The 23,010-nt window shown below is 70.7% G+C and carries 24 protein-coding genes and 2 pseudogenes; 11 read left to right on the top strand and 15 right to left on the bottom strand.

The genetic code is table 11. The annotated features are described in order from the left end of the window. Positions 1–237: 237 nt before the first annotated feature. From ACFYWI_RS16345 to ACFYWI_RS16325, 5 genes are all read left to right on the top strand, one after another. Positions 238–585, top strand: coding sequence for a DoxX family protein (locus ACFYWI_RS16345; protein ID WP_389231729.1), 348 nt, complete (start codon positions 238–240; stop codon positions 583–585). Between the two features lie 55 nt (positions 586–640). Beyond that, entirely contained in the window at positions 641–1,099 is a 459-nt protein-coding gene (locus ACFYWI_RS16340; RefSeq protein WP_389231726.1) for a hypothetical protein, read from the top strand. A 260-nt stretch (positions 1,100–1,359) separates the two neighbouring features. Beyond that, the gene (locus ACFYWI_RS16335) at positions 1,360–2,376 is read left to right on the top strand and encodes a methyltransferase (protein WP_389231723.1); all 1,017 of its coding nucleotides are present in this window, start codon (positions 1,360–1,362) and stop codon (positions 2,374–2,376) included. A gap of 70 nt (positions 2,377–2,446) precedes the next feature. Then, positions 2,447–4,042: an FAD-dependent monooxygenase gene (locus tag ACFYWI_RS16330; protein ID WP_389231720.1), complete on the top strand. Its 1,596-nt coding sequence runs from the start codon at positions 2,447–2,449 to the stop codon at positions 4,040–4,042. Between the two features lie 136 nt (positions 4,043–4,178). After that, positions 4,179–4,865, top strand: a complete 687-nt coding sequence (locus ACFYWI_RS16325; protein ID WP_389231717.1) for an SDR family NAD(P)-dependent oxidoreductase — start codon at positions 4,179–4,181, stop codon at positions 4,863–4,865. Between the two features lie 163 nt (positions 4,866–5,028). On the opposite strand, the pseudogene ACFYWI_RS16320 reads toward ACFYWI_RS16325, so the two are convergent. From ACFYWI_RS16320 to ACFYWI_RS16310, 3 genes and pseudogenes are all read right to left on the bottom strand, one after another. Next, positions 5,029–5,190, bottom strand: a pseudogene (locus ACFYWI_RS16320) (ketopantoate reductase C-terminal domain-containing protein); the annotation flags it as partial. A gap of 90 nt (positions 5,191–5,280) precedes the next feature. Further along, positions 5,281–5,925, bottom strand: a complete 645-nt coding sequence (locus ACFYWI_RS16315; RefSeq protein ID WP_389231714.1) for an HD domain-containing protein — start codon at positions 5,923–5,925, stop codon at positions 5,281–5,283. 214 nt (positions 5,926–6,139) lie between these two features. After that, positions 6,140–6,778, bottom strand: a complete 639-nt coding sequence (locus ACFYWI_RS16310; protein WP_389231711.1) for a hypothetical protein — start codon at positions 6,776–6,778, stop codon at positions 6,140–6,142. Positions 6,779–6,885: 107 nt separating this feature from the next. On the opposite strand from ACFYWI_RS16310, the gene ACFYWI_RS16305 reads away from it, so the two are divergent. From ACFYWI_RS16305 to ACFYWI_RS16290, 4 genes are all read left to right on the top strand, one after another. Next, positions 6,886–7,080 (top strand): winged helix-turn-helix transcriptional regulator, encoded by a 195-nt coding sequence (locus ACFYWI_RS16305; protein ID WP_389231708.1) that lies wholly within the window; start codon positions 6,886–6,888, stop codon positions 7,078–7,080. A gap of 89 nt (positions 7,081–7,169) precedes the next feature. Continuing rightward, a complete protein-coding gene (locus ACFYWI_RS16300; RefSeq protein WP_389231705.1) occupies positions 7,170–8,570 on the top strand; it encodes a hypothetical protein in 1,401 nt (466 codons plus the stop codon). A gap of 60 nt (positions 8,571–8,630) precedes the next feature. Continuing rightward, positions 8,631–9,893, top strand: a complete 1,263-nt coding sequence (locus ACFYWI_RS16295; RefSeq protein WP_389231702.1) for an AAA family ATPase — start codon at positions 8,631–8,633, stop codon at positions 9,891–9,893. Continuing rightward, positions 9,890–11,149, top strand: coding sequence for a VWA-like domain-containing protein (locus ACFYWI_RS16290; protein ID WP_389231699.1), 1,260 nt, complete (start codon positions 9,890–9,892; stop codon positions 11,147–11,149). Before ACFYWI_RS16295 ends, ACFYWI_RS16290 begins: the two co-directional genes overlap by 4 nt. 122 nt (positions 11,150–11,271) lie before the next feature. Here the strand turns inward: ACFYWI_RS16290 and accC are convergent, their stop codons facing one another. From accC to ACFYWI_RS16235, 11 genes are all read right to left on the bottom strand, one after another. Beyond that, the gene (gene accC / locus ACFYWI_RS16285) at positions 11,272–12,621 is read right to left on the bottom strand and encodes an acetyl-CoA carboxylase biotin carboxylase subunit (RefSeq protein ID WP_389231803.1); all 1,350 of its coding nucleotides are present in this window, start codon (positions 12,619–12,621) and stop codon (positions 11,272–11,274) included. Continuing rightward, a complete protein-coding gene (locus ACFYWI_RS16280; RefSeq protein WP_389231696.1) occupies positions 12,618–13,205 on the bottom strand; it encodes an acetyl-CoA carboxylase biotin carboxyl carrier protein in 588 nt (195 codons plus the stop codon). The genes accC and ACFYWI_RS16280 overlap by 4 nt, the downstream gene beginning before the upstream one ends. After that, complete coding sequence (gene accA, locus ACFYWI_RS16275; protein ID WP_389231693.1) at positions 13,202–14,896, bottom strand: acetyl-CoA carboxylase carboxyl transferase subunit alpha; 1,695 nt, start codon at positions 14,894–14,896, stop codon at positions 13,202–13,204. The genes ACFYWI_RS16280 and accA overlap by 4 nt, the downstream gene beginning before the upstream one ends. A 78-nt stretch (positions 14,897–14,974) precedes the next feature. Next, the gene (locus ACFYWI_RS16270) at positions 14,975–15,286 is read right to left on the bottom strand and encodes an antibiotic biosynthesis monooxygenase family protein (RefSeq protein ID WP_389231690.1); all 312 of its coding nucleotides are present in this window, start codon (positions 15,284–15,286) and stop codon (positions 14,975–14,977) included. Then, complete coding sequence (locus tag ACFYWI_RS16265) at positions 15,276–15,626, bottom strand: antibiotic biosynthesis monooxygenase family protein (RefSeq protein ID WP_389231687.1); 351 nt, start codon at positions 15,624–15,626, stop codon at positions 15,276–15,278. The genes ACFYWI_RS16270 and ACFYWI_RS16265 overlap by 11 nt, the downstream gene beginning before the upstream one ends. Next, positions 15,626–16,378, bottom strand: coding sequence for an SDR family NAD(P)-dependent oxidoreductase (locus tag ACFYWI_RS16260; protein ID WP_389231683.1), 753 nt, complete (start codon positions 16,376–16,378; stop codon positions 15,626–15,628). The genes ACFYWI_RS16265 and ACFYWI_RS16260 overlap by 1 nt, the downstream gene beginning before the upstream one ends. A 23-nt stretch (positions 16,379–16,401) precedes the next feature. Continuing rightward, positions 16,402–16,863 carry an anthrone oxygenase family protein gene (locus ACFYWI_RS16255; RefSeq protein WP_389231680.1) on the bottom strand — a complete coding sequence of 154 codons (462 nt, stop codon included), beginning with the start codon at positions 16,861–16,863 and terminating at the stop codon, positions 16,402–16,404. Positions 16,864–16,874: 11 nt separating this feature from the next. Next, positions 16,875–17,342 (bottom strand): SRPBCC family protein, encoded by a 468-nt coding sequence (locus ACFYWI_RS16250; protein WP_389231677.1) that lies wholly within the window; start codon positions 17,340–17,342, stop codon positions 16,875–16,877. A 133-nt stretch (positions 17,343–17,475) separates the two neighbouring features. Then, positions 17,476–18,735 carry a ketosynthase chain-length factor gene (locus ACFYWI_RS16245; protein WP_389231674.1) on the bottom strand — a complete coding sequence of 420 codons (1,260 nt, stop codon included), beginning with the start codon at positions 18,733–18,735 and terminating at the stop codon, positions 17,476–17,478. A gap of 2 nt (positions 18,736–18,737) precedes the next feature. Next, on the bottom strand, positions 18,738–20,015 hold the full coding sequence (locus ACFYWI_RS16240) for a beta-ketoacyl-[acyl-carrier-protein] synthase family protein (RefSeq protein ID WP_389231671.1): 1,278 nt from the start codon (positions 20,013–20,015) through the stop codon (positions 18,738–18,740). Next, a complete protein-coding gene (locus ACFYWI_RS16235; RefSeq protein WP_389231668.1) occupies positions 20,012–20,446 on the bottom strand; it encodes a cupin domain-containing protein in 435 nt (144 codons plus the stop codon). The genes ACFYWI_RS16240 and ACFYWI_RS16235 overlap by 4 nt, the downstream gene beginning before the upstream one ends. A 228-nt stretch (positions 20,447–20,674) precedes the next feature. On the opposite strand from ACFYWI_RS16235, the gene ACFYWI_RS16230 reads away from it, so the two are divergent. Both ACFYWI_RS16230 and ACFYWI_RS16225 read left to right on the top strand, forming a co-directional pair. Then, a complete protein-coding gene (locus tag ACFYWI_RS16230) occupies positions 20,675–21,061 on the top strand; it encodes a SchA/CurD-like domain-containing protein (protein ID WP_389231665.1) in 387 nt (128 codons plus the stop codon). A 10-nt stretch (positions 21,062–21,071) separates the two neighbouring features. Continuing rightward, positions 21,072–22,490 (top strand): multicopper oxidase family protein, encoded by a 1,419-nt coding sequence (locus ACFYWI_RS16225; protein WP_389231662.1) that lies wholly within the window; start codon positions 21,072–21,074, stop codon positions 22,488–22,490. Positions 22,491–22,610: 120 nt separating this feature from the next. Here ACFYWI_RS16225 and ACFYWI_RS16220 read toward each other — a convergent pair. After that, positions 22,611–22,868: pseudogene (locus ACFYWI_RS16220) on the bottom strand (anthrone oxygenase family protein); the annotation flags it as partial. Positions 22,869–23,010 lie beyond the last annotated feature (142 nt).

Raw genomic sequence — 23,010 nt, 5'->3', positions numbered from 1 at the left:
GGGTACGCGGGGCCAGTCATTTCCGCTCGTTGACGGCGGCGACCAGCGCGGTCGTTACGCCGACGCGTTCCAGGACCCGCCCTGGCGGCCGGAGAAGGCAGAACCGGTAGTGATGCACGGAGATTGATGTCAGTCCCCGGTCACATTCCTGCGTCGCGACACGTCATAGCAGGGACGGACGCAAGTCTCCGGCCGGAGCAGGCCCGCACCGGCACAAGCCTGATGGGAGCATCTCTGATGTCCACCGCCTACCTCGTCGTCACCCTCCTGGCCTCCGCCATGGCGGGCTTCTCGGCCGCCTCCGTCTTCTTCAGCGCCGAGTGGGTCGTGCAGCCCTTGGCCGGCTACGGCATCCCCCAGTCGTGGTGGCCCTGGCTCGGTACGGCCAAGGCCGCAGGGGCGGTGGGCCTGCTGGTCGGCCTGTTCGTACCCGTCATCGGTGTCCTGGCCGGGATCGGCCTGGTGCTGTACTTCGCCGGGGCCGTCGTCACCGTGGCCCGGGCGCGATGGTTCTCCCACATTCCCTTCCCGCTGCTGTACATGGCTCCGGTGGCAGGTGCCCTGGCACTGGGGTTCGCCGCCTGAGCCTCGGCCGGGCCGCGGGAGCAACGTGCCGCCGTCAGGGCGCGTCCTTCTGGGCATGATCGAACTCGCAGCCCCCTCCGGCCCCGACGACTACGAAGACCTGCGGCCCGGCCCGCTGTGGCGCCACGCCGTGTGGGTGACGGGCTTCACCATCCTTGCGGTGGGCCTGGGTTGGGCCACCGCCTTGTACCGCATCGGCCCCGACGAGTACGGGCTGCCGTCCGCCGCTCCCGGGTCAGTGTGGCCGTATCTGGCCGCCTGGACCGCGATCGGCCTGGTGGCGGCAGCCGCACTGCGGGCCACCGCCGCCAGGGTGCCGGTCTACGCGCCGGGGCGGACCGCGGCCGTGCTCACCATGCTGGGCACCCGGCTCTCGTTGGGCTGGCGGCCGGAGGCACCGCTTCTGGCTGCGATGGCCGCGGCCGCACTGACGGCGGCGGCCATATGGTGCGCCCTTGCGCTGCGCCCCGGCTCCCGCAGGAACCACAGCGAGGACGTAACGCCTGGCAGTTGAGGCGGCGGAGGCCGACGTCACGAGACCGCAGGGTGCGGGTCGTCCCAACAACCGCCGCCAGAGGGCGTCCTGCAGCGGCACGGCGCCGGGGCCGGTAGTGCGCTTCGGCCCCGGGGGCATGTCCGTGCCTCCGCCACCTCGGCCGGCCCTCGCCACCCGGTGCCCCAGTCCCTCTTGAGGTGACCTCAACCCGCGCAGGGGATTCTCCGGCGCAGCGGCCTGGCGCCAGGCCATGCGCCGTGTTGGAAGGAGTCCTGCGCATGACGCAAACCAGCCCGGACGTCAGCACGTCGGCCGGCATCATCCGGCTGAGCAACGCGTTCTGCGACGCCAAGGCGCTGCTGACCGCTGTCGAACTGGACCTGTTCACGACGCTGCACAAGAGGGGGCCCTCCACCGAGGAGGAGATCCGCAAGGAGCTCTCACTGCACGGGCGCGGCCTGAGCGACTGGCTGAACCTGCTGACGGCGCTCGGCCTGCTGGAGTGTGCCGAAGGCGGCTACCGCAACGCCAAGGGCGCAGACACCTACCTCGTGCGCGGTGAGCGCACCTGGGTGGGCGGTTTCCTCGAGCGTTCCAACCGGAATCTGTACCCGGCGTGGGGCCGGCTCGGGGAGGCCCTGCGCACGGGTGAGCAGCAGTCCGGCAGCCACTTCGACGTGGTGGTCCAGAACCCGCACATCCTGAAGCAGTTCGTCCACATGATGGACGCGCTCACGCATGTCGTCGGTCCCGAGCTGGTCGGCACGTTCGACTGGTCGAAGTCGCAGTCGGTCCTGGATGTGGGCGGTGCGCGCGGCAATCTGTGCTCGATCATCGTGAAGAACCAGCCTCATCTGGAGGGTCACGTCTTCGACCTGCCCCCGATGGAGCCACTGTTCGACGAGCACGTGGAGAGCTACGGACTGACCGGCAAGGTGCACTTCCACGGCGGCAGCTTCTTCACCGACCCTCTGCCGGTGAAAGCGGATGTGGTGACCATGGGCCATGTGCTGCACGACTGGGACCGCAAGCAGCGCGGTGAGCTGGTGGCCAAGGCGTTCGACGCGGTCAACCCGGGTGGCGCCCTGATCGTCTACGACCGGATGCTCGACGACCAGCCGGACCACGTCGAGAACCTGGTGATCAGCCTGGACATGCTGCTCGTGACCGACGGCGGTTCCGAGTACCCGACCTCCGAGCTTCTCGAGCACGCGAAGAACGCGGGCTTCGCTTCCACCGAGGTCAAGCCGCTCAGCGACTACGACACGGTCGTCATCTGCCGCAAGTCCGCGTGAGCGCGACCGCGTTCGGCAGCCCGGCAGTGCGGCACTACGGCAGTCACGATCCGAGGAAAGGAATCCGTCCATGAGCAAGACCCCTGAGGAGGTCCCGGTCCTCGTCGTCGGAGGCGCCGTGACCGGGCTGTCGACCGCGGTCTTCCTCGGCTGGCACGGGGTACGTTCGCTGGTCGTCGAACGGCACCCGGACACCCTCAGCCACCCCCGTTCGCGCGGCGTCAACCCGCGCACCGTCGAGCTGTACCGGCAGGTCGGGCTCGAGGACCGGATCTGGTCCGAGGCCAGTCTCGCCACGGATTTCAGCAAGCTGCTGATGATCCGCGCCGAAACGCTGGCCGGTCCGGAGATGTTCAGCGGGCCGACCGACCAGCCCGACCCGAGCGGCTCGGTCAGCCCGTGCGAGTGGGCCCCGATCGACCAGGACCGCCTCGAGCACCTGCTGCGCGAGCGGGCCGGGGAGCTGGGCGCCGAGCTGGCGTTCTCCACGGAGCTGGTCTCCTTCGAGCAGGACGAGGACGGCGTCACCGCCGTCCTGAAGGACACCGGCACGGGTGCCGAGCGCACGGTTCGCGCGAAGTACCTGGTGGCGGCCGACGGCAGCCGTAGTCCGATCCGCTCGAAGCTCGGCATCGAGTGCGACGGTCCGGGCGAGTTCGCCACCACCGTGTCGGTGCTCTTCGAGGCCGATTTGAGCAAGGCCGCCAGGGGCCGTCCGGTCGGGGTCTGCTACCTCGACAAGCCGGCTCCTTCGACGATCCTGTTCGCGCACGACGGTCAGAAGCGGTGGATCTTCGCCACCGGGATGCCGCCCGGCGAGAGTCTGGACGACATCACCGAGGAGAAGGCGATCGAGCTGGTGCGGGCCGCGATCGGCGAGCCGGACCTGGAGGTGGGCATCGTCGCGCAACTGCCGGCCGGCGGGGCGAAGTGGCTCAGCTTCGTGATCGGCGCGCAGGTGGCCCGCAACTACCGCGAGGGCCGCGTCTTCCTGGTCGGTGATGCGGCCCATCTGGTGCCGCCCACGGGCGGGTTCGGTGCGAGCCTTGGCATCCAGGACGCGAACAATCTGGCGTGGAAGCTTGCTGCGGTCATCGACGGCGAGGCCGGTGAGGAGTTGCTGGACACGTACCAGGCCGAGCGGCACCCGGTCGCCTGGATGACGCTGCAGCAGGCTCTCGGGATGATGCAGGAGCGCACCGGGGACGAGGCGGAGGGCCATGACGCGGCGGAGGCGTACGGCACCACGGTGTTCGGCTACCGCTACAGCGCGGGGCCGCCGGTCGCACCGCAGAACCTCAGCGGCGAGCCGGGCACGCGGGCGCCGCATCTGGAGCTGGAACAGTCCGGCAAGCACATCTCGGTGCTCGACCTGTACGGCCGCTCCGCGGTGGTCATCGCCGCCGAGGACGGACAGGCCTGGGTGGACGCGGCGAAGGCCGTCGCCGGCGAGCTCGGCGTCACCCTGGCGGCCCACCGTATCGGCGGCCCGGGTGCGGAGTTCACCACGTCGGGCAGCGTGGCCACGGCGTACGGCATCGAGGCCGGCGGAGCGGTGCTGGTGCGTCCCGACGGGTTCGTCGCCTGGCGGTCGCAGGAGGCGTCGTCCGACCCCACGGTTGAACTGACTTCAGCCGTTGGTCAGTTGCTCGCTCGTACCAGCTGATCGGGCGCAGAGGCCCGGCATTCCCCTCCGGGATGCCGGGCCTCTGCGTTGCGCGCAGGCTCCCGCTCGAGTGCGGTTCCAGCAGCCGCTGTCACCGTGTGCCGCAACGCCGTCACGACCTCGGAGGGCTCCTGCCATGGCTACTGTTCCCCGCACCGCGCTGGTCACGGGCGGCAACCGAGGACTCGGTCTCGCGGTGGCGGCCCTGCTGCACGCCCAGGGCCACCGGGTGGTCGTCGCCGCGCGTGAGGAGGAGGCGGCCCGCAAGACGGCGGCCTCGCTGGGTGAGGGCGCGCTCGGGGTCGCCCTCGACATCACCGACGCCGACTCGGTCGCGCGTGCCGTGGACAGTACGGGTCCGGTGGACATCCTGGTCAACAACGCGGGTGTGCAGCTGGACTGGGGCAAGGCGCCCTCGGCGATCGGGCTGGAGCTGGTGGAGCGGACGCTCCAGGTGAATCTGCTGGGCTCGTGGCGGGTCGCGCAGGCGTATGTGCCGCTGATGGTCCGGGCCGGCTGGGGGCGGGTGGTCAACGTCTCCAGCGGTACCGGCACGTTCACGATCGGCATCGCCCCGCAGTGCCCGGCGTACTCGGTCTCCAAGGCGTCGCTGAACGCCCTGACGGTGATGCTGGCGAGGGAGACAGAGGGTTCGGGCGTCCTGGTCAACGCGGTCAATCCCGGCCTGGTCCGCACCCGGATGCGGCCGGAGGCCGAGCAGTCCCCCGAGGCCGCGGCCGAGGCCGTCGCCCACGCCGCGAACCTTCCCGACGACGGGCCTTCCGGGGTCCTGTTCCGCCGGGACGCCGTCGTCGGCTGGTGAAGGAGCGTTCTGTCCCGAGGCTCCGGCGTAACCTCCGGCCTCAGCGGCACTGAAGCACCTTGTGATCGCCCGGACCAGTGCGCGGGAACCAGTCAGGCAGCTCCCCCGTGGGACGGTGCACCGGCGTCGTCGGTGGCCGGCCGCCGTGTGGCCACTGACCTACTGCGGAAGCCAGTTCTGCGACCAAGCGCGCGGTAGTCGGGGTCCCGATCCTGTGGGTGGCCGCGGCCCGTAGGACTGCGCCGCCGATGGCGTCGAGTTCGATCGGGTGGCCTGCCTTCGCATCACGCTGCATCGAGGACTTCATGCGCCCGACGCCTTGCCCGGCCCGCTCCCGCACCCTTGGCGTCGGAACGGGAGACGGCTGCTCAGCGGCCCTCGACGCAAGGGCAGCGTGATTTCCTTGACCCGCTGGTCAGGGCCGGTCTGAGGGCGTGATGGACCCCCTTCTTGCGTGGATCGTCTCTGCGTCCAGTGGGTTGGTGGCGATGCGTTCGGCGATGTTGTTGCGTATCGAGTCGGCTGCGGAGCTGTGCGGCTTACGGTCTGCCTGGCTCTTGAAGCACGCGAGGAACTCGTCGCCGAGGCCGAGCCGTGGGTAGCGTTCCAGTATCTCGGCGCGGAACTTCGCGGGGAGGGCGTCCGTACGTCGTCCGGAGATGTCGAGCGAAGTGGAAAACTCCAGCAGATGCCCCTCCGGGTCCATCGAGACGTCCACGTGGTCCCACATGTGCCGGACGATCACCTCGGAGACCCGTTGCCGTCGCTCCACCGGCCAGCCGGCGGCTGCTCCGAAGACCCACGCCACATGCCCACCCGTCTCGTCGAACGACACGGTGTGGCTGTCGAACTCCTTCGCCAGCCCGATGTCGTGGAACATGGAGGCCACGTAAAGGAGTTCCGGGTCGAAGGCGACGTCGTTCGCCATGCCGTAGGCGGCCGCCCACAGATAGGACCGCATCGAGTGGTTCAGCAGCGCAGGCGAGCAATACGCAGTCGCCACCTCCTGCGCGGCCACGCATACCGGGGTGTCAGGAATCACCAGATCATCGATCCTCATGGCCTTGATTGTCCCGTACCCCCCAACCGGGCAGTAGCCGGGTCGGCAGCCCGCTGCGTCATGCGCACCTGGTCCACGGACACCTACCAGGGTTCGGGCCTGATGGGGCGTCAGGCCCTTTGGACGAAGGCGTGTTTTGTGGATCTTGCCGGGGTCGCGGGGTCCGGCACGCGCTCCCCCGGACACCCCCAGGGTGTGTCGCGGGGGCGGCCGGTCAGGTGCTGTCCGCCTCGTCCTCCCGGGCGAGCGCGGCGAGGTCCGGAAGCAGCCCGGCCAGTTCCTCCAGCAGCTTGTCCATGTCCACGACCTCGGACAGCGGGTACACGAAGCACGCCTCGTTCTCCCTGAACGAGACCGCCGGTCCGGCGGACCTCACCAGCTGCTTCGGCAGATCCGAGGCGTAGAACCGCTCGGCCGTTCCCGCGGAGTCGTCGCTCATCGGCAGGTACGGCAGATCCTTGGAGAAGGTGAGATTGAGCTCCGCCGCACTCCAGTGGCGCTCCAGACGTAGGTTCGGTCCGCTGCCCCGCAGGTCGAAGCACACGATCAGCCAGTGCTGGTCGTCCCTGCGCGAAATCTGCTCGTAGCGCCTGGTGACGGTGACCTGGTGGTCGCCGAGCGGGCCGGTAACGGTGGTTCCGTGCCACGTTCGCAGCAGCCAGGGGAAGTGGCCCGCGTACCCGGCCCACTCCTCTCCGTCCTTGCCGCGCTCGATTCGCTGCCAGCCGGGACGGGCGTCCAGGGCGCGCATCTCCCGCTCCGCCTTGCCGACCCGGCGAGCGGTACGGACCGCGAAGGTGAGTCCGATCAGGGACGGGGCCAAGATGACGGCGAACGCAATGATCCAGCCCATCACGTACGTCCTTTCGCTCCACGCCGGGAAGTCCGTTCGCCCGCATCTTCACGCACCGGGTCGCCGCAGGACATCAGTGGAACTACGTAAAGGGCTACGGAGACCGCGTGTTCACACCCTGTCGCCGAAGAAGCCCTCGCCGCCCTGGTGAACTGCGGGAGCGGATCGGCGGCATCAGCCCCAAGGTCCTCACCGATACGCTGCGGCGCCTGGAGTCGGCCTCGTCGTACAACGGTCCGAACCGGCAGTGGTCCGGCCGCCGGCGCGGGCGCGGATCCGCAGGCCGGATCGGGGGCATCTGACAGATCGCGGTCAGGAACGCTATGCTCCCCGCGATGACGACTCATTCTGTTCACAGATTGGGGGTCCCATCCGCGCAAGGTGAGTGCTGATGCTCACTCAAACCGCGAATGGGGATTCCCGCCTTTCCTTCTGGCTGCGCGTGCGCGAGTTCGCCGTGCCGCCGTCCATGATCGAGACTGCGACCGCCCGCCGTTGTGCTGGGGACTGGGCGGGGGCGTGCGCCGCCGCAGGCATCGATGTCGATCTCAATCTGCGTTCCGTGGCACGCACTCATGGCCATGACCTCGCAGCCCGCGTCCGGGCCGATCTCCGCCATCTGGCTCCTGACCTGCTGCGCTGGCATATGCCGAGGATCGCTCCTGACGGGCTGCTGCGCCCAGGTCTGACCATCTCTCTGGCTCGGTACGAGGCTGCGGGGCGTGACGGCGTATGCCCGGTGCACCTCGTGGTCCGGACTCCGCCGGCTTGGGCGGATGGCGGTCAGCGGATCAGCCTCGCGCTGTGGGACGGATCCCACGTCGAGGCCGGCGCCCGTCGGCATCCGCACCCCCGTCCAGGCCGGCGGTTCCGCCTCGACCTGCACCGCCACCTGTGGGACGCGCGCAGGACCGATGAGCTGCGGGTCCGGTCCGGGGCCGATCGGCCTCCCGCCGACGGTCGTCCCGTGAACCCGGATCCACTGGGGATGGTGCCGCAGGGGCGCCGCTGTGCCGTTGACCGGTGGGCGGCCGAGGCGGGGATTCTGCTCCACGCCGAGGGGCGGACGACCGGTACCGTCACCGTGCGGTTCGGGGCCCGGCATCGGCTTGTCCTGGACCAGGGCGCGGACACGGACGGCCTCGGGCCGCCCGCTGTGCGGATCGCGGCTGCGCCCATGGATGGCAGCGCCTCCGCGCTGCCGGTCCTGCCCGACGCGGCGACCTGGGTGCTACCCGACCTGGAACTGATCCGCACCGGCTCGATCGAGGTCGATCGGCTGCACCCGCTGGTCGCCTCGGCGCTGGTACCGGATCATTCGCCGGCCGGTTCCTCCCGGCTTCCGGACCGGGCAGGACAACCGCGCCTCGTCGAGTGCCGGGGAGCTCAGCACCGGATCGGCCGGGTCAACGGGGTACTGGCGCCGCTGGACCACGACCCGGACGAGATCCGCCGGGAAGAGCTGCTGGCCGCCCTGACCGGTACTCCGCTTCCCTGCCTGCAGGCCATCGATGAGGCGCACCGTCATCCCGACTGCCTCACCGGCGTCCGTGAACGCCTGGACCATGGCGACACCGCCGGTGCGCTGGCTGTCGTCGAGGGCCTGCTGGGCCCCGACGCAGTGCTGCGCAGCGGCGCTCTACGGGACGAACTGGAGGCGGCCGCGCTACGGCGGATCACCTACGGACTGTTCAGGGCAGGCCTGGTCGGACCCGGGCCCGGCCGCAACCGCCCGGGTCCTCGCCGCCCCCGTGAACACCGCTCGCACCCGCGCCACACGACCTCTCGCTGACCCGGGGACCTCTGTCCCCCGCACCCACTCGTCCCACCACGAACCCACAGGTGATCAAGCATGCCCACATACACCCCGTTCGCCGCGACCCACGCCCCCTCCGACCCGGCCCCCGCCTCCCAGCTCGACGTCGCCGGCGAGTTGCTGGCCCTGCTGCGCGACGCCACCACCGAACCGCGTTCCGACACACAACTGGAGGCCCTGACCCTGGCCGTGGCCGCCGACCTGCCCGTGCTCCTGTGGGGTGAGCCGGGGATCGGCAAGACCGCGGCACTGACACAGCTTGCCGCGGCCCTGGACCTTCCGCTGACCACAGTGATTGCCAGTGTGCACGAGCCGTCCGACTTCTCGGGCCTGCCCATAGTCGGGGACGATCCCGCGGAACAGGGTGTCCCGATGGCCCCGCCGGACTGGGCAGTGCGACTCGTACGGGCCGGCCGAGGGCTGCTGTTCCTGGACGAACTGTCCACCGCGCCGCCGGCCGTTCAAGCCGCCCTGCTCCGCCTCGTGCTCGAACGGCGGATCGGCGCCCTGCGACTGCCGTCCGAGGTCCGGATCGTGGCCGCCGCCAATCCGCGGTCCTCGGCGGCCGACGGCTGGGAGCTGAGCCCGCCGCTCGCCAACCGGTTCGTTCATCTGCAGTGGACCCACGACCACGAGGTCGTGGTACGAGGCCTCGGCGGGACATGGCCCCGGGCAACGCTGCCACGGCTCGACCCGGAGCAGTTGCCACAGGCAGTGGACTTCGCCCGCCGTGCGGTGTGCGGACTCCTCTCCGCCCGCCCTGGGCTCGTGCACCGGCTGCCCAGCAATGAGACTCGCCGGGGCGGCCCCTGGCCGTCACCCCGAAGCTGGGAGATGACCCTGTGCCTGATCGCCTTCGCGACCGCGGCCGGCTCCTCCCGGGACGTACTTTCCCTGTTGGTCAGGGGCGCCGTGGGGGACGGCCCGGGACTGGAGCTGCTGGCCTGCCTGGACCGGATGGACCTCCCGGACCCCGAGGTGCTTCTCGCCGACCCGGCGGGGGCCGCCCTGCCCGAGCGGGGGGATCTGCGCCAAGCCGTGCTCGACGGTGTGGTGGCGGCGGTCCGAAAGCGCCCCGATAAGTCCCGCTGGGACGCGGCGTGGGCGCTCCTGGTCCGGGCGGTGGAGACCGGAGCGCCGGACCTGGTGGTCGTCCCCGCGACCACCCTCGCCACGCTGCGCCGCGAGGACTGGGACGTTCCGGCATCGATCGAGCGGCTCGCCGGAGCGGTCTCCCTGTCCCGGCGAGCAGACCGGGCGGCGGCCCGGACCGCGGCCGCCGCGCAGGCCGGCCGATGAGCGCGGACACACCGGGGACACTGGACCTCGACAAGCTCTTCGCCGCCCGACTGCATGCAGTTCGGGTCCGGCCCTACTTGGCGACGGCGCTGTTCGCCCTGCACGCCGTGGAGTCGCGGCGGGTACCGACGATGGCCGTCGACCGGTACTGGCGGTGCTACGTCTCGCCGGCGTTCGTGGAGCGGACGCCGGTGGAGGAACTGGCCGGGGTGTGGGTGCACGAGGTGTCGCACCTGCTGCGCGACCACCACGGGCGCAGTGACCGGGTCGCGCGGGAGCGCGGGCTGATCGGCCCGGGGGAACGGTTGCGGATGAACATCGCCGCGGACTGCGAGATCAACGACGACGCGTTCGGTGAAGGGCTGGTCCGGCCCGAAGGTGCGGTCGAGCCGCGGTCTTTGGGGCTGCCCGAGGGGGAGCTCATGGAGGACTACCTGCGCCAGTTCCGGCTCGGGCCGCTTACGGAGAGTCTGGCCTGGCTGGAGTGCGGCAGTGGCGCCGACGGGCTGGAACGGGAGTGGGACCTGGGACCGGACGGCGCGCACGGCCTCAGCGCGCAGGAACGGGACGCGGTCCGGTTCCGGGTGGCGCAGGGCATCACCGGCCGTCCGGGGAACGCCCCGGAGGGGTGGAAGCGGTGGGCGGAGGAGGCGTTCCACCCGCCGCAGCCGTGGCGGGAGTTGCTGGGAGCGGCGGTCCGTTCGGCAGCCTCCGGCTCCGGCGCAGGCGAGGACTACACCTACGGCCGGCCGTCGCGGCGCTCGGCGGGGGTGCCCGGCGTTGTTCTGCCGAGCCTGCGGCGCAGGCCGCCTCGGGTCGCCGTCGTCATCGACACGTCAGGGTCGGTCAGTGACGCCGAACTGGGCAGTGCGCTCCTCGAGGTTGCCGCGATCTGCCGTGCTGTGGGCGGCCGTCGCGACCTGGTCACCGTGGTGCCGTGCGACGCGGCGGCACGGGTCGTGCACCCGCTGTGCCGTGCCGAGGGAATACCGCTGGTGGGCGGCGGGGGTACGGATCTGCGCACGGGCTTCGCCAAGGCGCTTCGAGCGGGGCCCCGACCAGATGTCATCGTGGCCCTGACCGACGGGCAGACGCCTTGGCCGGGCACGCGACCACCGTGCCGGACAGTGGTGGGGCTGTTCCCCCGGCAGCAGGCAGCGCGGTCGTGGGACGAGGACGATCCCGATTACGTGCCGGACTCGCCTCCCGCGTGGGCACGTGTGGTGGTCATCGGGTCGGCTCCCGCTGCTCGGTGAGCCCCCTCGGGGTGGGCGGACGAACCTCTGCCGATGTGTTGCTGACCTCGAAACGGGACGGGCGGCCCCGACAGCGTGCTGTCGTGGCCGCCCGGTATGGCGAAGAGCTGCGAAGAGCAGTGTCAGGGGCGGGCGTCGAGGAAAGAGGTGTCGTGCTTGCCGCCCCGGAAGGCGGGGTCGGCGATGACCTCCCGCAGCAGCGGGATCGTGGTGTGCACCCCGGGTCCGGAGATACGGAACTCCGCCAGCGCGCGGTCCATGCGGTCCAGCGCCTGGTCGCGTTCGGGCGCCCAGGTGATCACCTTGGCGAGCAGTGAGTCGTACTGCGAGGGCACCCGCCAGCCCGCGTAGCCATGGGTGTCCACCCGGACGAACGGGCCGCCGGGCGGTACGAAGTCCTCCAGCGTGCCGGGGCAGGGGGCGAAGTTGCGGGCCGGGTCCTCGGCGTTGACCCTGCATTCGACCGCCGCGCCGCGCGGTACGAGGTCCTCCTGGGTGTAGCCGAGTACCTGGCCGGCGGCGACCCGTATCTGTTCGCGTACCAGGTCGACACCGAAGACGGATTCGGTCACGGGATGCTCCACCTGGATACGGCAGTTCATCTCCATGAAGGAGAACCCCTCGTCGTGGACGAGGAATTCGAAGGTGCCCGCGCCGGTGTAGCCGACCGCGCGGGCACCGCGTACGGCGGCACGGGCCATGGCGGCGGTGAGTTCCTTGTGCAGCCCGGGTCCGGGACTCTCCTCGATGAGCTTCTGATGCCGGCGCTGCACCGAGCAGTCGCGCTCACCGAGGTGCAGCACGCTGCCGTGGCCGTCGGCGAGGACCTGGACCTCGATATGGCGTGCGCTGTCGCAATAGCGCTCCAGGTAGACGCGGTTGTCGCCGAAGATGGCCTGTGCGGTGGCCCGGGTCTGGCGGTAGGCGGGCAGCAGGTCGCTCTGCTGGCGTACGACGGTCATGCCGCGGCCGCCGCCGCCCGCCGCGGCCTTGATGATCAGCGGGAAGCCGATACGGGCGGCGAGGTCGGTGGCCTCGGTGGCGCTGTCGACCGTGCCGGGGCTGCCGGGCAGTACGGGCAGCCCGGCGTCGGTCATCAGTTCTCTCGCGACGGCCTTGTCGCCGAGGCGGGAGAGCACTTCGGGCCGCGGGCCGATGAAGACCAGGCCGTTCTCGGCGCAGATCTCGGCGAAGTCGGGGTCCTCGGAGAGGAAGCCGTAGCCGGGATGGATCGCGTCGGCCCCGGTGCGCAGGGCCGCCTCGATGACGGCGGGTGCGCAGAGGTAGCTCTTGCGCGGCATGCCGGGGCCGATCTGCACCGCGGTGTCGGCGGCGCGTACATGCGCGCTGTCCTTGTCGGCGGTGGAGTGCACGGCGACGGTACGGATGCCCATCTCCTTGCAGGTCCTGATCACCCGCAGGGCGATCTCGCCCCGGTTGGCCACCAGGATGGTGTCGAAGGCCACGGTCAGTCCTCCCCTGCCCGGCCGGCGGTGTCCTCGGTGTCGAGGAGCACCAGCGCCTGCCCGTACTCGACGGCGGTGCCGTCGGCGACCAGGACCTCGACGACGGTGCCGGCCCGGGTGGCCTCCAGCGGGTTCATCAGCTTCATCGCCTCGACGATGCCGAGCTGTTGGCCGATCTCGACGCGGTCGCCGGGTCGTACGAAGGGCGGTGCACCGGGGCTGGGCGCGAGATAGAACGTGCCGACCAGGGGCGCGCATTCGTGGTAGCCCTCGACCGTTTCCTCGACGGCCGGGGCGGTGGCGGGCCGCTCGCCCTGGGGTGCCTTCCCCTCTTCCCACTCGACCTCGATGCTGGCCGCGCCCAGGCTGACGCGCACCCGGCGGGGGTGGCTGGAGCCGACTCGTACGACGTCCGCGATGCTGCGGCAGATATCGGTGAGAGCCAGGGCGCTGGTGTCGTAGTCCAGGCCGCTGAGGGGGTCGTCGGTCCGTGGATTGCGGAGACTCTCCTTGGTCACTTCGCTCATGGGTATCTCTCCGTAGTACCTGCCGTTGCCGATGCCGTGACCGTTGCCGAAGTAGCGGGTCACGTCCGTGTTCCCGGGTCGTGGGCCAGTCCGAAGGCGCGGAAGCGCCTGCGCCGTCCGGCCGGTGAGGTGGTGCGCCCGCGCAGCTCGCGCAGTGCCACGACGGTTGCGCGGCGTACTGCGTCGCTCATCGCCGTGGTGTCGGTGTGGCCGCCGCCCTCGGGTTCCGGGATCACCCCGTCGACGACGCCGAGGCGCAGCAACGAGGCGGCGTCCAGGGCGAGTTCGTCAGCGGCCACGGCGGCCTCCGCGGCGTTCTTCCAGAGGATGGCGGCGCAGCCCTCGGGGCTGATCACCGAATAGGTGGCGTTGGCGCACATGAGCACCCGGTCGGCGACGCCGAGCGCGAGCGCGCCGCCGCTGCCGCCTTCGCCGGTGACCACGGCGACCACCGGGACAGGCAGCGAGCCCATCAGCCGCAGGTTCTCCGCGATGGCGACCGACTGGCCCTTCTCCTCGGCGGTGAGGCCGGGGTAGGCGCCGGGGGTGTCGATCAGGGTCACCACGGGCATGCCGAGTTTGGCGGCGAGCCGCATCAACCGGGCGGCCTTGCGGTAGCCGGCCGGGGAGGGCATGCCGAAGTTGCGGCCGACGAGTTCGGCGGTGGTGTGGCCCTTCTGGTGGCCGATCACCATGACGGGCAGCCCGTCGAGGCGGCCGACGCCGCCGACGATCGCCGGGCATTCCTCTCCGGCCCGGTCGCCGTGCAGTTCGACGAAGCCGTCGAGCCAGTAGCCGATGTGCTCCAGCGCGGTGGGCCGGCCGGCCTCGCGGGCGAGTTGGACGCAGTCCCAGGCGGGCAGTTGGTCGAGGAGCTGGCTGTCGCGTACGACGGGGTCCTCTTCGGCGCCGCCCCAGTCGGGGCCCGGCCCCTCGGCGACGGCCAGCAGCCTGCTGAGCCGTGCGCGCAGCTCGGTACGGGGCCATACATCGTCCACCAGGCCGTGGTCCAGGAGGAATTCGGCGGTCTGGAAGCCTGCGGGCAGTTTCTGTCCGATGGTCTGCTCGATGACCCGTGGTCCGGCGAAGCCCATCCGGGCGCCCGGTTCGGCCACCACCACGTCGGACAGAGTCGCGAACGAGGCGGCGACGCCTCCGTAGGTCGGGTCGGTGACCAGGGTGACGGTGAGCAGGCCCGTCTCGTCGAGTTCGGCCAGTGCGTTGCTCGTCTTGGCCATCTGCATCAGGGAGAGCGCGCCTTCCTGCATCCGTGCGCCGCCGGACGCGGTGACGATCAGCAGGGGTACGCGGTCGTGCAGTGCGGTCTCGGCGGCGGTGGTGATCGCCTCGCCCGCCGCCACACCGAGGCTGCCGCCGAAGAACCGGAAGTCCATGACGGCGGCGACCAGCGGCCGGCCCTCGATCCGTCCACGGACCACGAGCACGGCGTCCTGCTGACCGGTACGTGTCCTGGCCCGCTGCAGCCGGTCCGCGTAGGGGTGCTGGTCGACGAAGTCGAGCGGGTTGACCTGGGTGGCCGGCACCGGCACCGCCGTCGCGGTGCCGGTGTCGAAGAGCTGATCGATACGGCTGGGCGCGTCGAGCCTGGCGTGCGCGCCGCACTCCGGGCAGACCCGCAGCAGACGCGCGTAGCGTTTGCCGTAGACCAGGGAGCGGCAGCCGGAGCAGGAGACCCATGCCGCCTGCTCGTCGGCCGTCGTGGCGCGGCCGACGGGTGGAACCGTGGTGGTCATGGACAGGGCCTCTCTTCCGGTTCGGGACCGGATCGGTGAGCGGGATGCGATCGCGGGGGCGGCGAGAGGCCCAGGTCCTCAGTAGGCCGCCTCTACCTCGTAGATGCCGAAGGGCACGGCGAGCCGGGTGTCGCGGTACGGGCGCAGGGGGGCGGTCTCCTCGCGGTGCTCGGCGCCCTCCTCCCAGCGCCGGAACGCTGCCAGGTCGCTCCAGCGGCTCACGACGACGAGCGAGGTGGGGTCGTGGGGGGAGCGCAGCAGTTCGTTGCCGAGCATTCCCGGCACGCCTGCCAGACGCTTGCTGACCTCGTGGTAGGCGGCGCGTACCGCCGCCAGTTGCTCGTCGTCGTGGGCGGCCTGGTGGACCAGGACCCGTACTTCATGCGGCATGCGAGGCTGCCTGGCCCTCGATGTGGGCGACGACCCGCATCGTGTTGAAGGAGCCCTTGCCGCGGTAGGGGTGGAGCCGTTCGCGGTGGGCGAGGTGGGCTTCGCTGGACTCGAAGTCGCGGAAGCCCGTTTCGTCGGTCCAGTCGCTGACGATGAAGTAGACGCTGTCCTCGTCGTTGTCCTTGGAGAGCCACTGGCCCAGGCAGGCCGGGTGGCCGGTGACGGCCTCTGTGCTGCCGCGCCAGGCCTTCTCGAAGTCGGCCTCGAGGCCGGGGTTGATCTCCATCCGGAGCAGTACCCGGAAGGCGCCCTCGATGTGTGTTCCCGTGCTGCTGGTCATCAGGAGATCCCTCCGTCGACGCCGATGGTGGCCCCGGTGACGTACCGGGAGAGGTCGCTGGCCAGCCAGAGGATCGCGCCCGCGACCTCTTCGGGGGTACCGAGCCGGCCGAGCGCGGTCTTGGCGCTGTAACGCTCGATCATGAGCTGCTGCTGGTCCGCGGGCATCTTGTGCAGGTTCTCGGTCTCGATGACGCCGAGGGCCACGACGTTGAAGCGGATGCCCTTGGAGCCGAACTCCTTGGCCAGGGAGCGGTTCAGGCCGACGAGGGCAGCCTTGGTGGTGGTGTAATGGGAGCGCAGCGGGATGCCGGCCTCGACGGCCTTGGAGCCGATGCTGACCACCGAGGAGCCCCTGCGCAGCAGCGGCAGGGCGTTCTGGATCACCAGGTGGGTCCCGGTGATGTTGGTGTCGATGATCCGCCGCCATTCGTCGAACGGCAGCTCCGCGTAAGGGATGTGGCTGATCGCGCCCGCGTTGTTCACGACGAGGTCGAGGCGGGCGTAGTGCTCCTTGGCCTGGGCCAGCAGGGCGGCGACATCGTCCGGGTCGGACACGTCCGCCCTGACGACATGGTGGTTGCCGCCGGTCTCCTTCAGTTCCTTCTCCAGCGAGGTCACGGCGTCGCTGGAGTTCTGGTAGCAGGTCAGGACGTCGACACCGGCCTGGGCCAGTGCCCGGACGATGCCCCGGCCAACCCCTCGGGTGCCGCCGGTGACCAGGGCTTTCCTGCCCTTGAGGCCGAGATCCATGAATTCCTCCGCAAGAGTGTCAGTCAGAGCAGCAGGGCGAGGGCGAGGCAGTTGGCGAGCAGCGCGCACAGGGTGAGTACGCTGCGTCGCTGGTTCCACGCTCCCCAGTTCCAGCGCGGGTCGTTGGCCTCGAAGTCGTCGGGCAGATTGTCCGGATCGAGGGTCTGCACCCACTTGTTGACCGGAACGTTCTTGGTCAGCGAGATGGTGACGGTGGCCGCGGCGAGCACGGCGGCCGCGATGAACAGGGCGCGGACGGCCGCGTCCGGTGCGACGACCGCCAGTACGGCGTCGCCGATCAGCGTCCCGAGCAGGCACAGCGGCATCGCCGGGTCGTAGCGGGTGGCGAAGAAGGCGTGTGCGTGCACATAGCGGTCGGCGGGCAGGGCCGCGAGCAGCGGCCAGCCGCCGAGCTGCGTGCCGAACAGCACGCCTGCGGCGAGGCCGTTGACGAGCACGACCGCGGGGACCAGATAGGCGATCACACGCTCCCCCCTCAGCCTGCGGTGGCGCGGCGGGCCGCTTCGGCCTCGACCTTCTGCTTGATCAGGTTCATCTGGATGCCGGTGTTGCGGTTGAGGTGCTCGGTCATGCCGCCGTCGCTCGCGGGGGCTTGGGGCTTCATGTGGAAGTCCTGCACCCAGCGCATCCGTACGCCGCCGTCCTCCTGGGTGTACTCCCAGAAGATCCGCATGAACTCGAAGGGGCCGGTTTCCACCCGGTAGGCGTGGACGGTCCGCTTCTCCGGGTCAGGGACCCGGCGGGAGACCCAGCTCCACACGTTGCCGTCCTCGTCCGGGTGCATGGTGAGACGGAAGGTGATCTCCCTTCCGTCCTCCTCGAGGACCTCGACCGAGGCGTACTCGCTGAAGAGCTGCGGCCAGGACTTGAGATCGTTGGTCATGTCCCAGACCAGGTCCATCGGCGCGTCGATCACGATGCTGTTGTCGGTGTGTCCCGCCATGGCGGCCTCCTGCCGGTAGTCGGTGTGGCATGCGTCGGTCGGCCGGCGTCCGCCCGTTTCCGGGTCGGCCCGCTGTCCGCCCGGCTCGGGCAGGCCCGTGGTGCCGGCCGGCCCGGTCGCGGTCGGTCCGGTCTCAGTCGGCCCGGCCGAGGACGAGCGCCGCGTTGAAGCCGCCGTGTCCGCGGGCGACGACGAGCGCGGTGCGCAGGTCCTGGTGGCGCGGCTCGCCGAGCACCAGGTCGATCTCGTGTCCGGGGGCCGGTGCGGTGGGGCCCACGGTGTGCGGGATCACCTGGTCGCGCAGGGCGAGCAGCGCGGTGGCGACGTCCAGGGGGGCGCCGCCGCCGTACAGCCGGCCGGTCAGTGTCTTGGGCGCGGTCACGGGGACGCCGCGCGGTCCGAAGATCCCGGCGAGTGCCTCGGCCTCGATGAGGTCGGCCGACGGAACTCCGAGCGCGTCGGCGAACACCACGTCCACGGCGTCCGGTTCGAGGCCGGCGTCGGCGAGCGCCGCCGCGATGGTGCGGCGCAGGGCAGGCGGCCGATCCGAGGCGGCGGTGTCGGGACCGGCGGCGGAGGGAGGCGGAGGGTCGAAGCCCGCCGCGTAGCCGAGGACCCGGCCGTAGACCTTCCGGGCGCCGCGTGCCTCGGCCGACTCGGCGCTCTCGACGATCAGCATCGCGCCGCCCTCACCGGGCAGATAGCCCGAGGCCTCGCTGTCGAAGGGCAGATAGGCGCGGGCCGGGTCCTGCACGGTGGACAGGTTGCCGGTGGACAGCTGCGCGGTGAGCCCGTACGGGCACAGGGAGGCGTCGGTGCCGCCGGTGACGACGAGCCTGGATCCGGTGCGGATCAGCCTTCGTGCCTGGCCGATGGCGTCGAGGCCGCCGGCCTGTTCGGTGCAGATCACTCCGCAGGGGCCGCGCAGTCCGTGCCGGATGGAGACCTGGCCGGTGGTGGCGGCGTAGAACCAGGCGATGGACTGGTAGGCGCCGACCCATTCGGGGTTGTGCTGGTAGAGGTTCTCCATCTCGTGCTGGCCGAACTCGGTTCCGCCGGAGGAGCTCGAGGTCACCACGGCCAGTTCGTACTCGGGCAGTTCGGCCGGGTTGACGTCGGCGTCGTCGATGGCCGCCTCGGCCGCGGACAGGCCCAGATGGGTCCAGCGGTCGGTCTGCTGGATGAGCCGGCTGGGCACCTCCTCCCTGGCGACGAAGCCGGGCACCTCGCCGGCCAGGCGCACCGGGTAGGCGGACGGGTCGAAGCGGCTGATCCGTCCGATCGCCGGCCGGCCGCCGAGCACGGCGGACCAGTGGGCCTCGGCGGTGCGGCCGGTGGGCGCGACGACGCCGAGTCCCGTGATGACGGGGGCCTTTGCTGTGGCTGCGCTCACCGTCAGCTCCTCGTGTATTCGACCGTGCCGGAGCGGGCCAGCAGCATGGCGCTCTGGAATCCGCCGAAGCCGCTGCCGACGCTGAGCACCACGTCCATCCGGTGCTCCCGGGCGGTCAGCGGCACATAGTCCAGATCGCACTCCGGGTCGGAGGTGCGCAGATTGGCGGTGGGCGGTACCACCTGGCGGTCCAGCGCCAGGGCGCAGGCCGCGACCTCGATGGAGCCGATGGCGCCCAGCGAGTGGCCGACCATCGACTTGATCGAGCTGACGGGAACCTTGTACGCGTGGCTGCCGAGCGTGCGTTTGAACGCGGCGGTCTCGTGCCGGTCGTTCTGCTTGGTGCCGGAGCCGTGCGCGTTGATGTAGTCCACGGAGGTGGGGGCGAGGCGGGCCCGGTCCAGGGCCACCTTGATCGCCTCGGCCATCTCGCGCCCGTTGGCCTTGAGGCCGGTCATGTGGAAGGCGTTGCTGCGGCCGGCGAAGCCGACGAGTTCGCCGTAGATGTGCGCGCCGCGGGCCTCGGCGGCCGACTTCTCCTCCAGGACCAGCACGGCGGAGCCCTCGGCGAGGACGAAGCCGTCGCGGTCCTGGTCGAACGGCCGGGAGGCGTGCTCCGGGTCGTCGTTGTTGGGTGAGGTGGCCTTGATCGCGTCGAAGCAGGCCGAGGTGATCGGGGAGAGCGGGGCGTCGGTCGCGCCGGTCAGCACGACGTCGGCGGTGCCTTCCTCGATCAGCTGGGCGCCGTGGCCGATGGAGTCGAGCCCTGAGGTGCAGCCGGTGGAGATCAGGGCGACGGGCCCTTCCGCGCCGACCTCCCAGGCGACCTCGACGGCCAGGGTGCTGGGCACCATGTAGCCGTACAGATGCGGCACTCCGTAGGTGTGGTCCACGAGCCAGTGTTTGCCGGCGTCGCTGAGCAGGACGTACTCCTCCTCGAGGCCCATGGTGCAGCCGACGGCGCTGCCGATGCTGACGCCGATGCGCTCGGGAGGGGTGTTGGCGAAGTCGAGGCCGCTGTCCTCGACGGCCTCCCGCGCGCTGACCACGGCGAACTGGGCGGCGCGGTCCATCCGGCGTATCTGGCGTGCGCCCAGCCCGGCGGCGACGGGGTCGAAGTCGGCCTCGGCCGCCACCTGGGAGCGAAAGGCGCTGGGGTCGAACAGTGTGATCCGGCGGGTAGCGGTGCGTCCCGCGGAGAGCAGGTCCCAGAAGGCCTCCCTGCCGACCCCGCCCGGCGCCACCACACCTATGCCGGTGATGACCGCCCTGCGGCTCACCGTGCACCGCCCACCTGGGGGTTGGACTCCTGGGGCCGCTGCACCTGCTCGGTGTCCACATGCCCGAGTTCGGGCTTGGGCGCGAGCGGTGAGAGATGGAAGGCGCCCTTCGCGGTCTCGGTGCCGGTGTTGACGAGCCGGTGACGTACCCCGATGGGCACGAGCAGCGAATCGCCGGGCCCGAGCGTGATGGGCTGTCCGTCCATCGTCATCTCCAGCTGGCCGGAGACGACATGCAGGAACTCCTCGGAATACGGGTGGTAGTGCTCGGTGACGAAGTCGCCCGGCTCCAGGGTCAGCACACCGCCGAAACCGGAAGTGCACCCCACTGTCCTGGGGCTGAGCGTCGTCCGGATGTCGCCGCCGCGCCGGGTGTTGGCCTCGACGTCGTCAGCGTGCACCCGCACGGTGCGCGTGATCTCGGTGGTCACTGCCCGCCTCCTCAACGACCTGGTCCTTCCAGTGGCCCGAACCGTCGCAGTCGTACCTACAGACCGGCTCGAGGTGGCGTAGGGCCTCGCTTTCGGATCAGGCCGGATCAGTCGGCGGGGCCCGTGGATGTGCCTGCGGAGGGGGCCGGTGTACCGGGCCTCCAGCCGTTGGCGAGCGGGGTGCCGTGCGATGGCCGGGCAGGAGTCCACCCGACCAGGGGAGCAGCCATGCCCTTTGCCGCCATCACGTACGACATCAAGGCCGGCTACGAGAAGGAGATCACCGAGATCTTCACCGGCTTCCGCAGGGTGGGCTCGCCCGTCGTCAAGGACGACGGGGGCGAGGAGAGCGCACGCATCCTGTCCACCGCGGTCTTCATCCGCGACGACACGATGGTCCGCGTCATCGAGTACGAGGGGGATCTGCGCGCCATCGCCCGGCACATGGCGGTGCAGCCGGGTGTGCGCGAGGTCGAGGAGAAGCTCGCCCCCTATCTGACCCGGCCGCGTGCGACGGACACCGTCGAGGGCTTCATCGCCACGTTCGAGCGGTCCCTGCTGACCTGCATGGCACAGATGTCCGTGCGTGACGCGCCTCGCCAGTCCACGAGCTGAGGGAGATTCCGTGCTGAACCGCAGAAGTCTGCTCAAGGCGGGTACGGCGGCCGGTGTGCTGGCCGCCGTACCCGTCGGTCTTGTGCTCGGCGCACCGCCCTGGCGTGCCGCCGCGGCCACCACCCCGTTCACGGTGCCGCTGCGAGTGCCGCGGCCGCTGCGGCCGACGCGGCTGGCCGATTACGACCTGTACCGGCTGACGACGCGGGAAGCCGATGTGGCGATCCTCCCGGGGACGACGTCCCGGGTCCGTACTTTGGGCGGGGCGCTGAGCCCGCTGATCGTGGCCCGGCGCGGGCGGCCTGTGATCATCGAGCAGGCCAATGCGCTCGATGTGCCGTTCGCGATGCATCTGCACGGCGGGCATGTCCCGGCGCATTCGGACGGTCACCCCGACAACGAGGTGGCACCCGGCCGCAGCCGGCTGTTCCACTACCCCAACAACCAGCCCGGGTCGACGATGTGGGTGCACGACCACTCGCACCACGCGCATGCGGAGAACATCTACCGCGGTGCGGCCGTCACCTATGTGCTGAGCGATCCGGCGGAGGAGGCGCTGCCGCTGCCGAAGGGGCAGTACGACGTCACGCTGCAGCTGCGCGATGCGAAGATCGAGGACGACGGCACGCTCGTGTACGACCTGCACGGCTTCCAGGACCGGCCGACGTTCCTGGTGAACGGCTCGCCCAGGCCCTACTTCGAGGTCGCGGCCCGCAAGTACCGCTTCCGTCTGGTCAACACCGCCAACGAGCGGGCTTTCGTGCTGCGGCTCGGCCAGGGCGACGAGTTCACGCACATCGCGACCGACGGGGGTCTGCTGCCGGCCCCGGTGCCGAGCCGGGTCCTGCAGGTGTGGCCGGCCGAACGGCAGGAGATCGTCATCGACTTCTCCCGGTACCCGGTCGGTTCGAAGGTCGTGCTGTCGACGATGATGACGTTTCCCGGGGAGGCGCCGGAGGTGCTGCGCTTCGACGTGGTGCGCACGGCTCCCGATCCCAGCAGCGTGCCGGCGACGCTGCGGCCGGTGGCGGACCTGGGGGCGCCGGCGGTGGAGCGGACGTTCGTCATGTCGTTCGATCCGCGCAGCGGGCAGCATCTGATCAACGGCAAGCCGTTCGACGTGCACCGGGTCGACTTCCGGCCGAAGCTCGGCGTCACGGAGATGTGGACCATCGAGAACAAGGACGTCGACTTCACCATCCCGCACTCGCTGCATCCGCATCTGGAGCACTTCCAGGTCGTCGAGCGCAACGGGAAGCCGGCCGGTCCGAACGAGGCGGGGCTGAAGGACACGGTCACGGTGATGCCGGGTGAGAGTGCCCGGATAAAGATCAAGTTCACGGATCACACCGGCAGGTTCATGTTCCACTGTCATCTGATGGGCCATCTGACGATGGGCATGATGGGTCAGATGGAGATGGTGCGCTGACCGCGTTGCGCGAAGGCACCGCCGCGGGGGGGGGGGGGGCGGGGGGGGGGCCCCCCCCCCCCGGGGGGCCCCCCCCCCCCCCCCCCCCCCCCCCCCCGCCGCGGCGTTGAGCACCAGAGCGATGACGGCGAGCAGGGTGCGCAGCAGATGCCAGCGCCGCCACAGCGGGCGCGGGTCCTGCCAGTCGGCCGGCAGCTCGTGGGGGTTCTCGACGGCCTTCACCCGGCGGTTGATGGGCACATTGCACAGATGCGACACGGCGGAGACGCCGAGCAGCAGCACCGCGGCCGCGGCGAACAGCAGCCGTGCCGTGCCGTCGTCGGCGATGACGGCGAGCACCACGGCCAGCACGGTGGTGGTCAGGACGACGACGGGCATCGTCGGGTCCCAGTTGCGGCCCAGCAGTTTGTGCGCGTACACATAGGTGCCGGTTTCCATGGCGAAGAGCGCGGGCAGCACGCTCAGTGCCACGGCGAACAGCACCCCCGCGGTGACCCCGCTGCCGAGGAGAACAGCTGTC

The organism is Streptomyces sp. NPDC002889, from assembly GCF_042888425.1.
In the GTDB taxonomy this organism is placed as follows: domain Bacteria; phylum Actinomycetota; class Actinomycetes; order Streptomycetales; family Streptomycetaceae; genus Streptomyces.
Note: the sequence above shows the minus strand (reverse complement) of the source record. Positions and strands in the feature narration are given on the sequence as shown.

Bases quoted from the DNA above. Each gene is read 5' to 3' on its own strand.
- ACFYWI_RS16260 (WP_389231683.1), bottom strand. From the start codon at position 16,378: ATGGATCTCGGCCTCAAGGGCAGGAAAGCCCTGGTCACCGGCGGCACC.
- ACFYWI_RS16310 (WP_389231711.1), bottom strand. From the start codon at position 6,778: ATGGGCTGGATCATTGCGTTCGCCGTCATCTTGGCCCCGTCCCTGATC.
- ACFYWI_RS16250 (WP_389231677.1), bottom strand. From the start codon at position 17,342: ATGGCGGGACACACCGACAACAGCATCGTGATCGACGCGCCGATGGAC.
- ACFYWI_RS16295 (WP_389231702.1), top strand. From the start codon at position 8,631: ATGCCCACATACACCCCGTTCGCCGCGACCCACGCCCCCTCCGACCCG.
- ACFYWI_RS16335 (WP_389231723.1), top strand. From the start codon at position 1,360: ATGACGCAAACCAGCCCGGACGTCAGCACGTCGGCCGGCATCATCCGG.
- ACFYWI_RS16300 (WP_389231705.1), top strand. From the start codon at position 7,170: ATGCTCACTCAAACCGCGAATGGGGATTCCCGCCTTTCCTTCTGGCTG.
- ACFYWI_RS16340 (WP_389231726.1), top strand. From the start codon at position 641: ATGATCGAACTCGCAGCCCCCTCCGGCCCCGACGACTACGAAGACCTG.
- ACFYWI_RS16290 (WP_389231699.1), top strand. From the start codon at position 9,890: ATGAGCGCGGACACACCGGGGACACTGGACCTCGACAAGCTCTTCGCC.
- ACFYWI_RS16230 (WP_389231665.1), top strand. From the start codon at position 20,675: ATGCCCTTTGCCGCCATCACGTACGACATCAAGGCCGGCTACGAGAAG.
- ACFYWI_RS16265 (WP_389231687.1), bottom strand. From the start codon at position 15,626: ATGACCAGCAGCACGGGAACACACATCGAGGGCGCCTTCCGGGTACTG.
- ACFYWI_RS16270 (WP_389231690.1), bottom strand. From the start codon at position 15,286: ATGCCGCATGAAGTACGGGTCCTGGTCCACCAGGCCGCCCACGACGAC.
- ACFYWI_RS16325 (WP_389231717.1), top strand. From the start codon at position 4,179: ATGGCTACTGTTCCCCGCACCGCGCTGGTCACGGGCGGCAACCGAGGA.
- ACFYWI_RS16330 (WP_389231720.1), top strand. From the start codon at position 2,447: ATGAGCAAGACCCCTGAGGAGGTCCCGGTCCTCGTCGTCGGAGGCGCC.
- ACFYWI_RS16315 (WP_389231714.1), bottom strand. From the start codon at position 5,925: ATGAGGATCGATGATCTGGTGATTCCTGACACCCCGGTATGCGTGGCC.
- ACFYWI_RS16345 (WP_389231729.1), top strand. From the start codon at position 238: ATGTCCACCGCCTACCTCGTCGTCACCCTCCTGGCCTCCGCCATGGCG.
- accA (WP_389231693.1), bottom strand. From the start codon at position 14,896: ATGACCACCACGGTTCCACCCGTCGGCCGCGCCACGACGGCCGACGAG.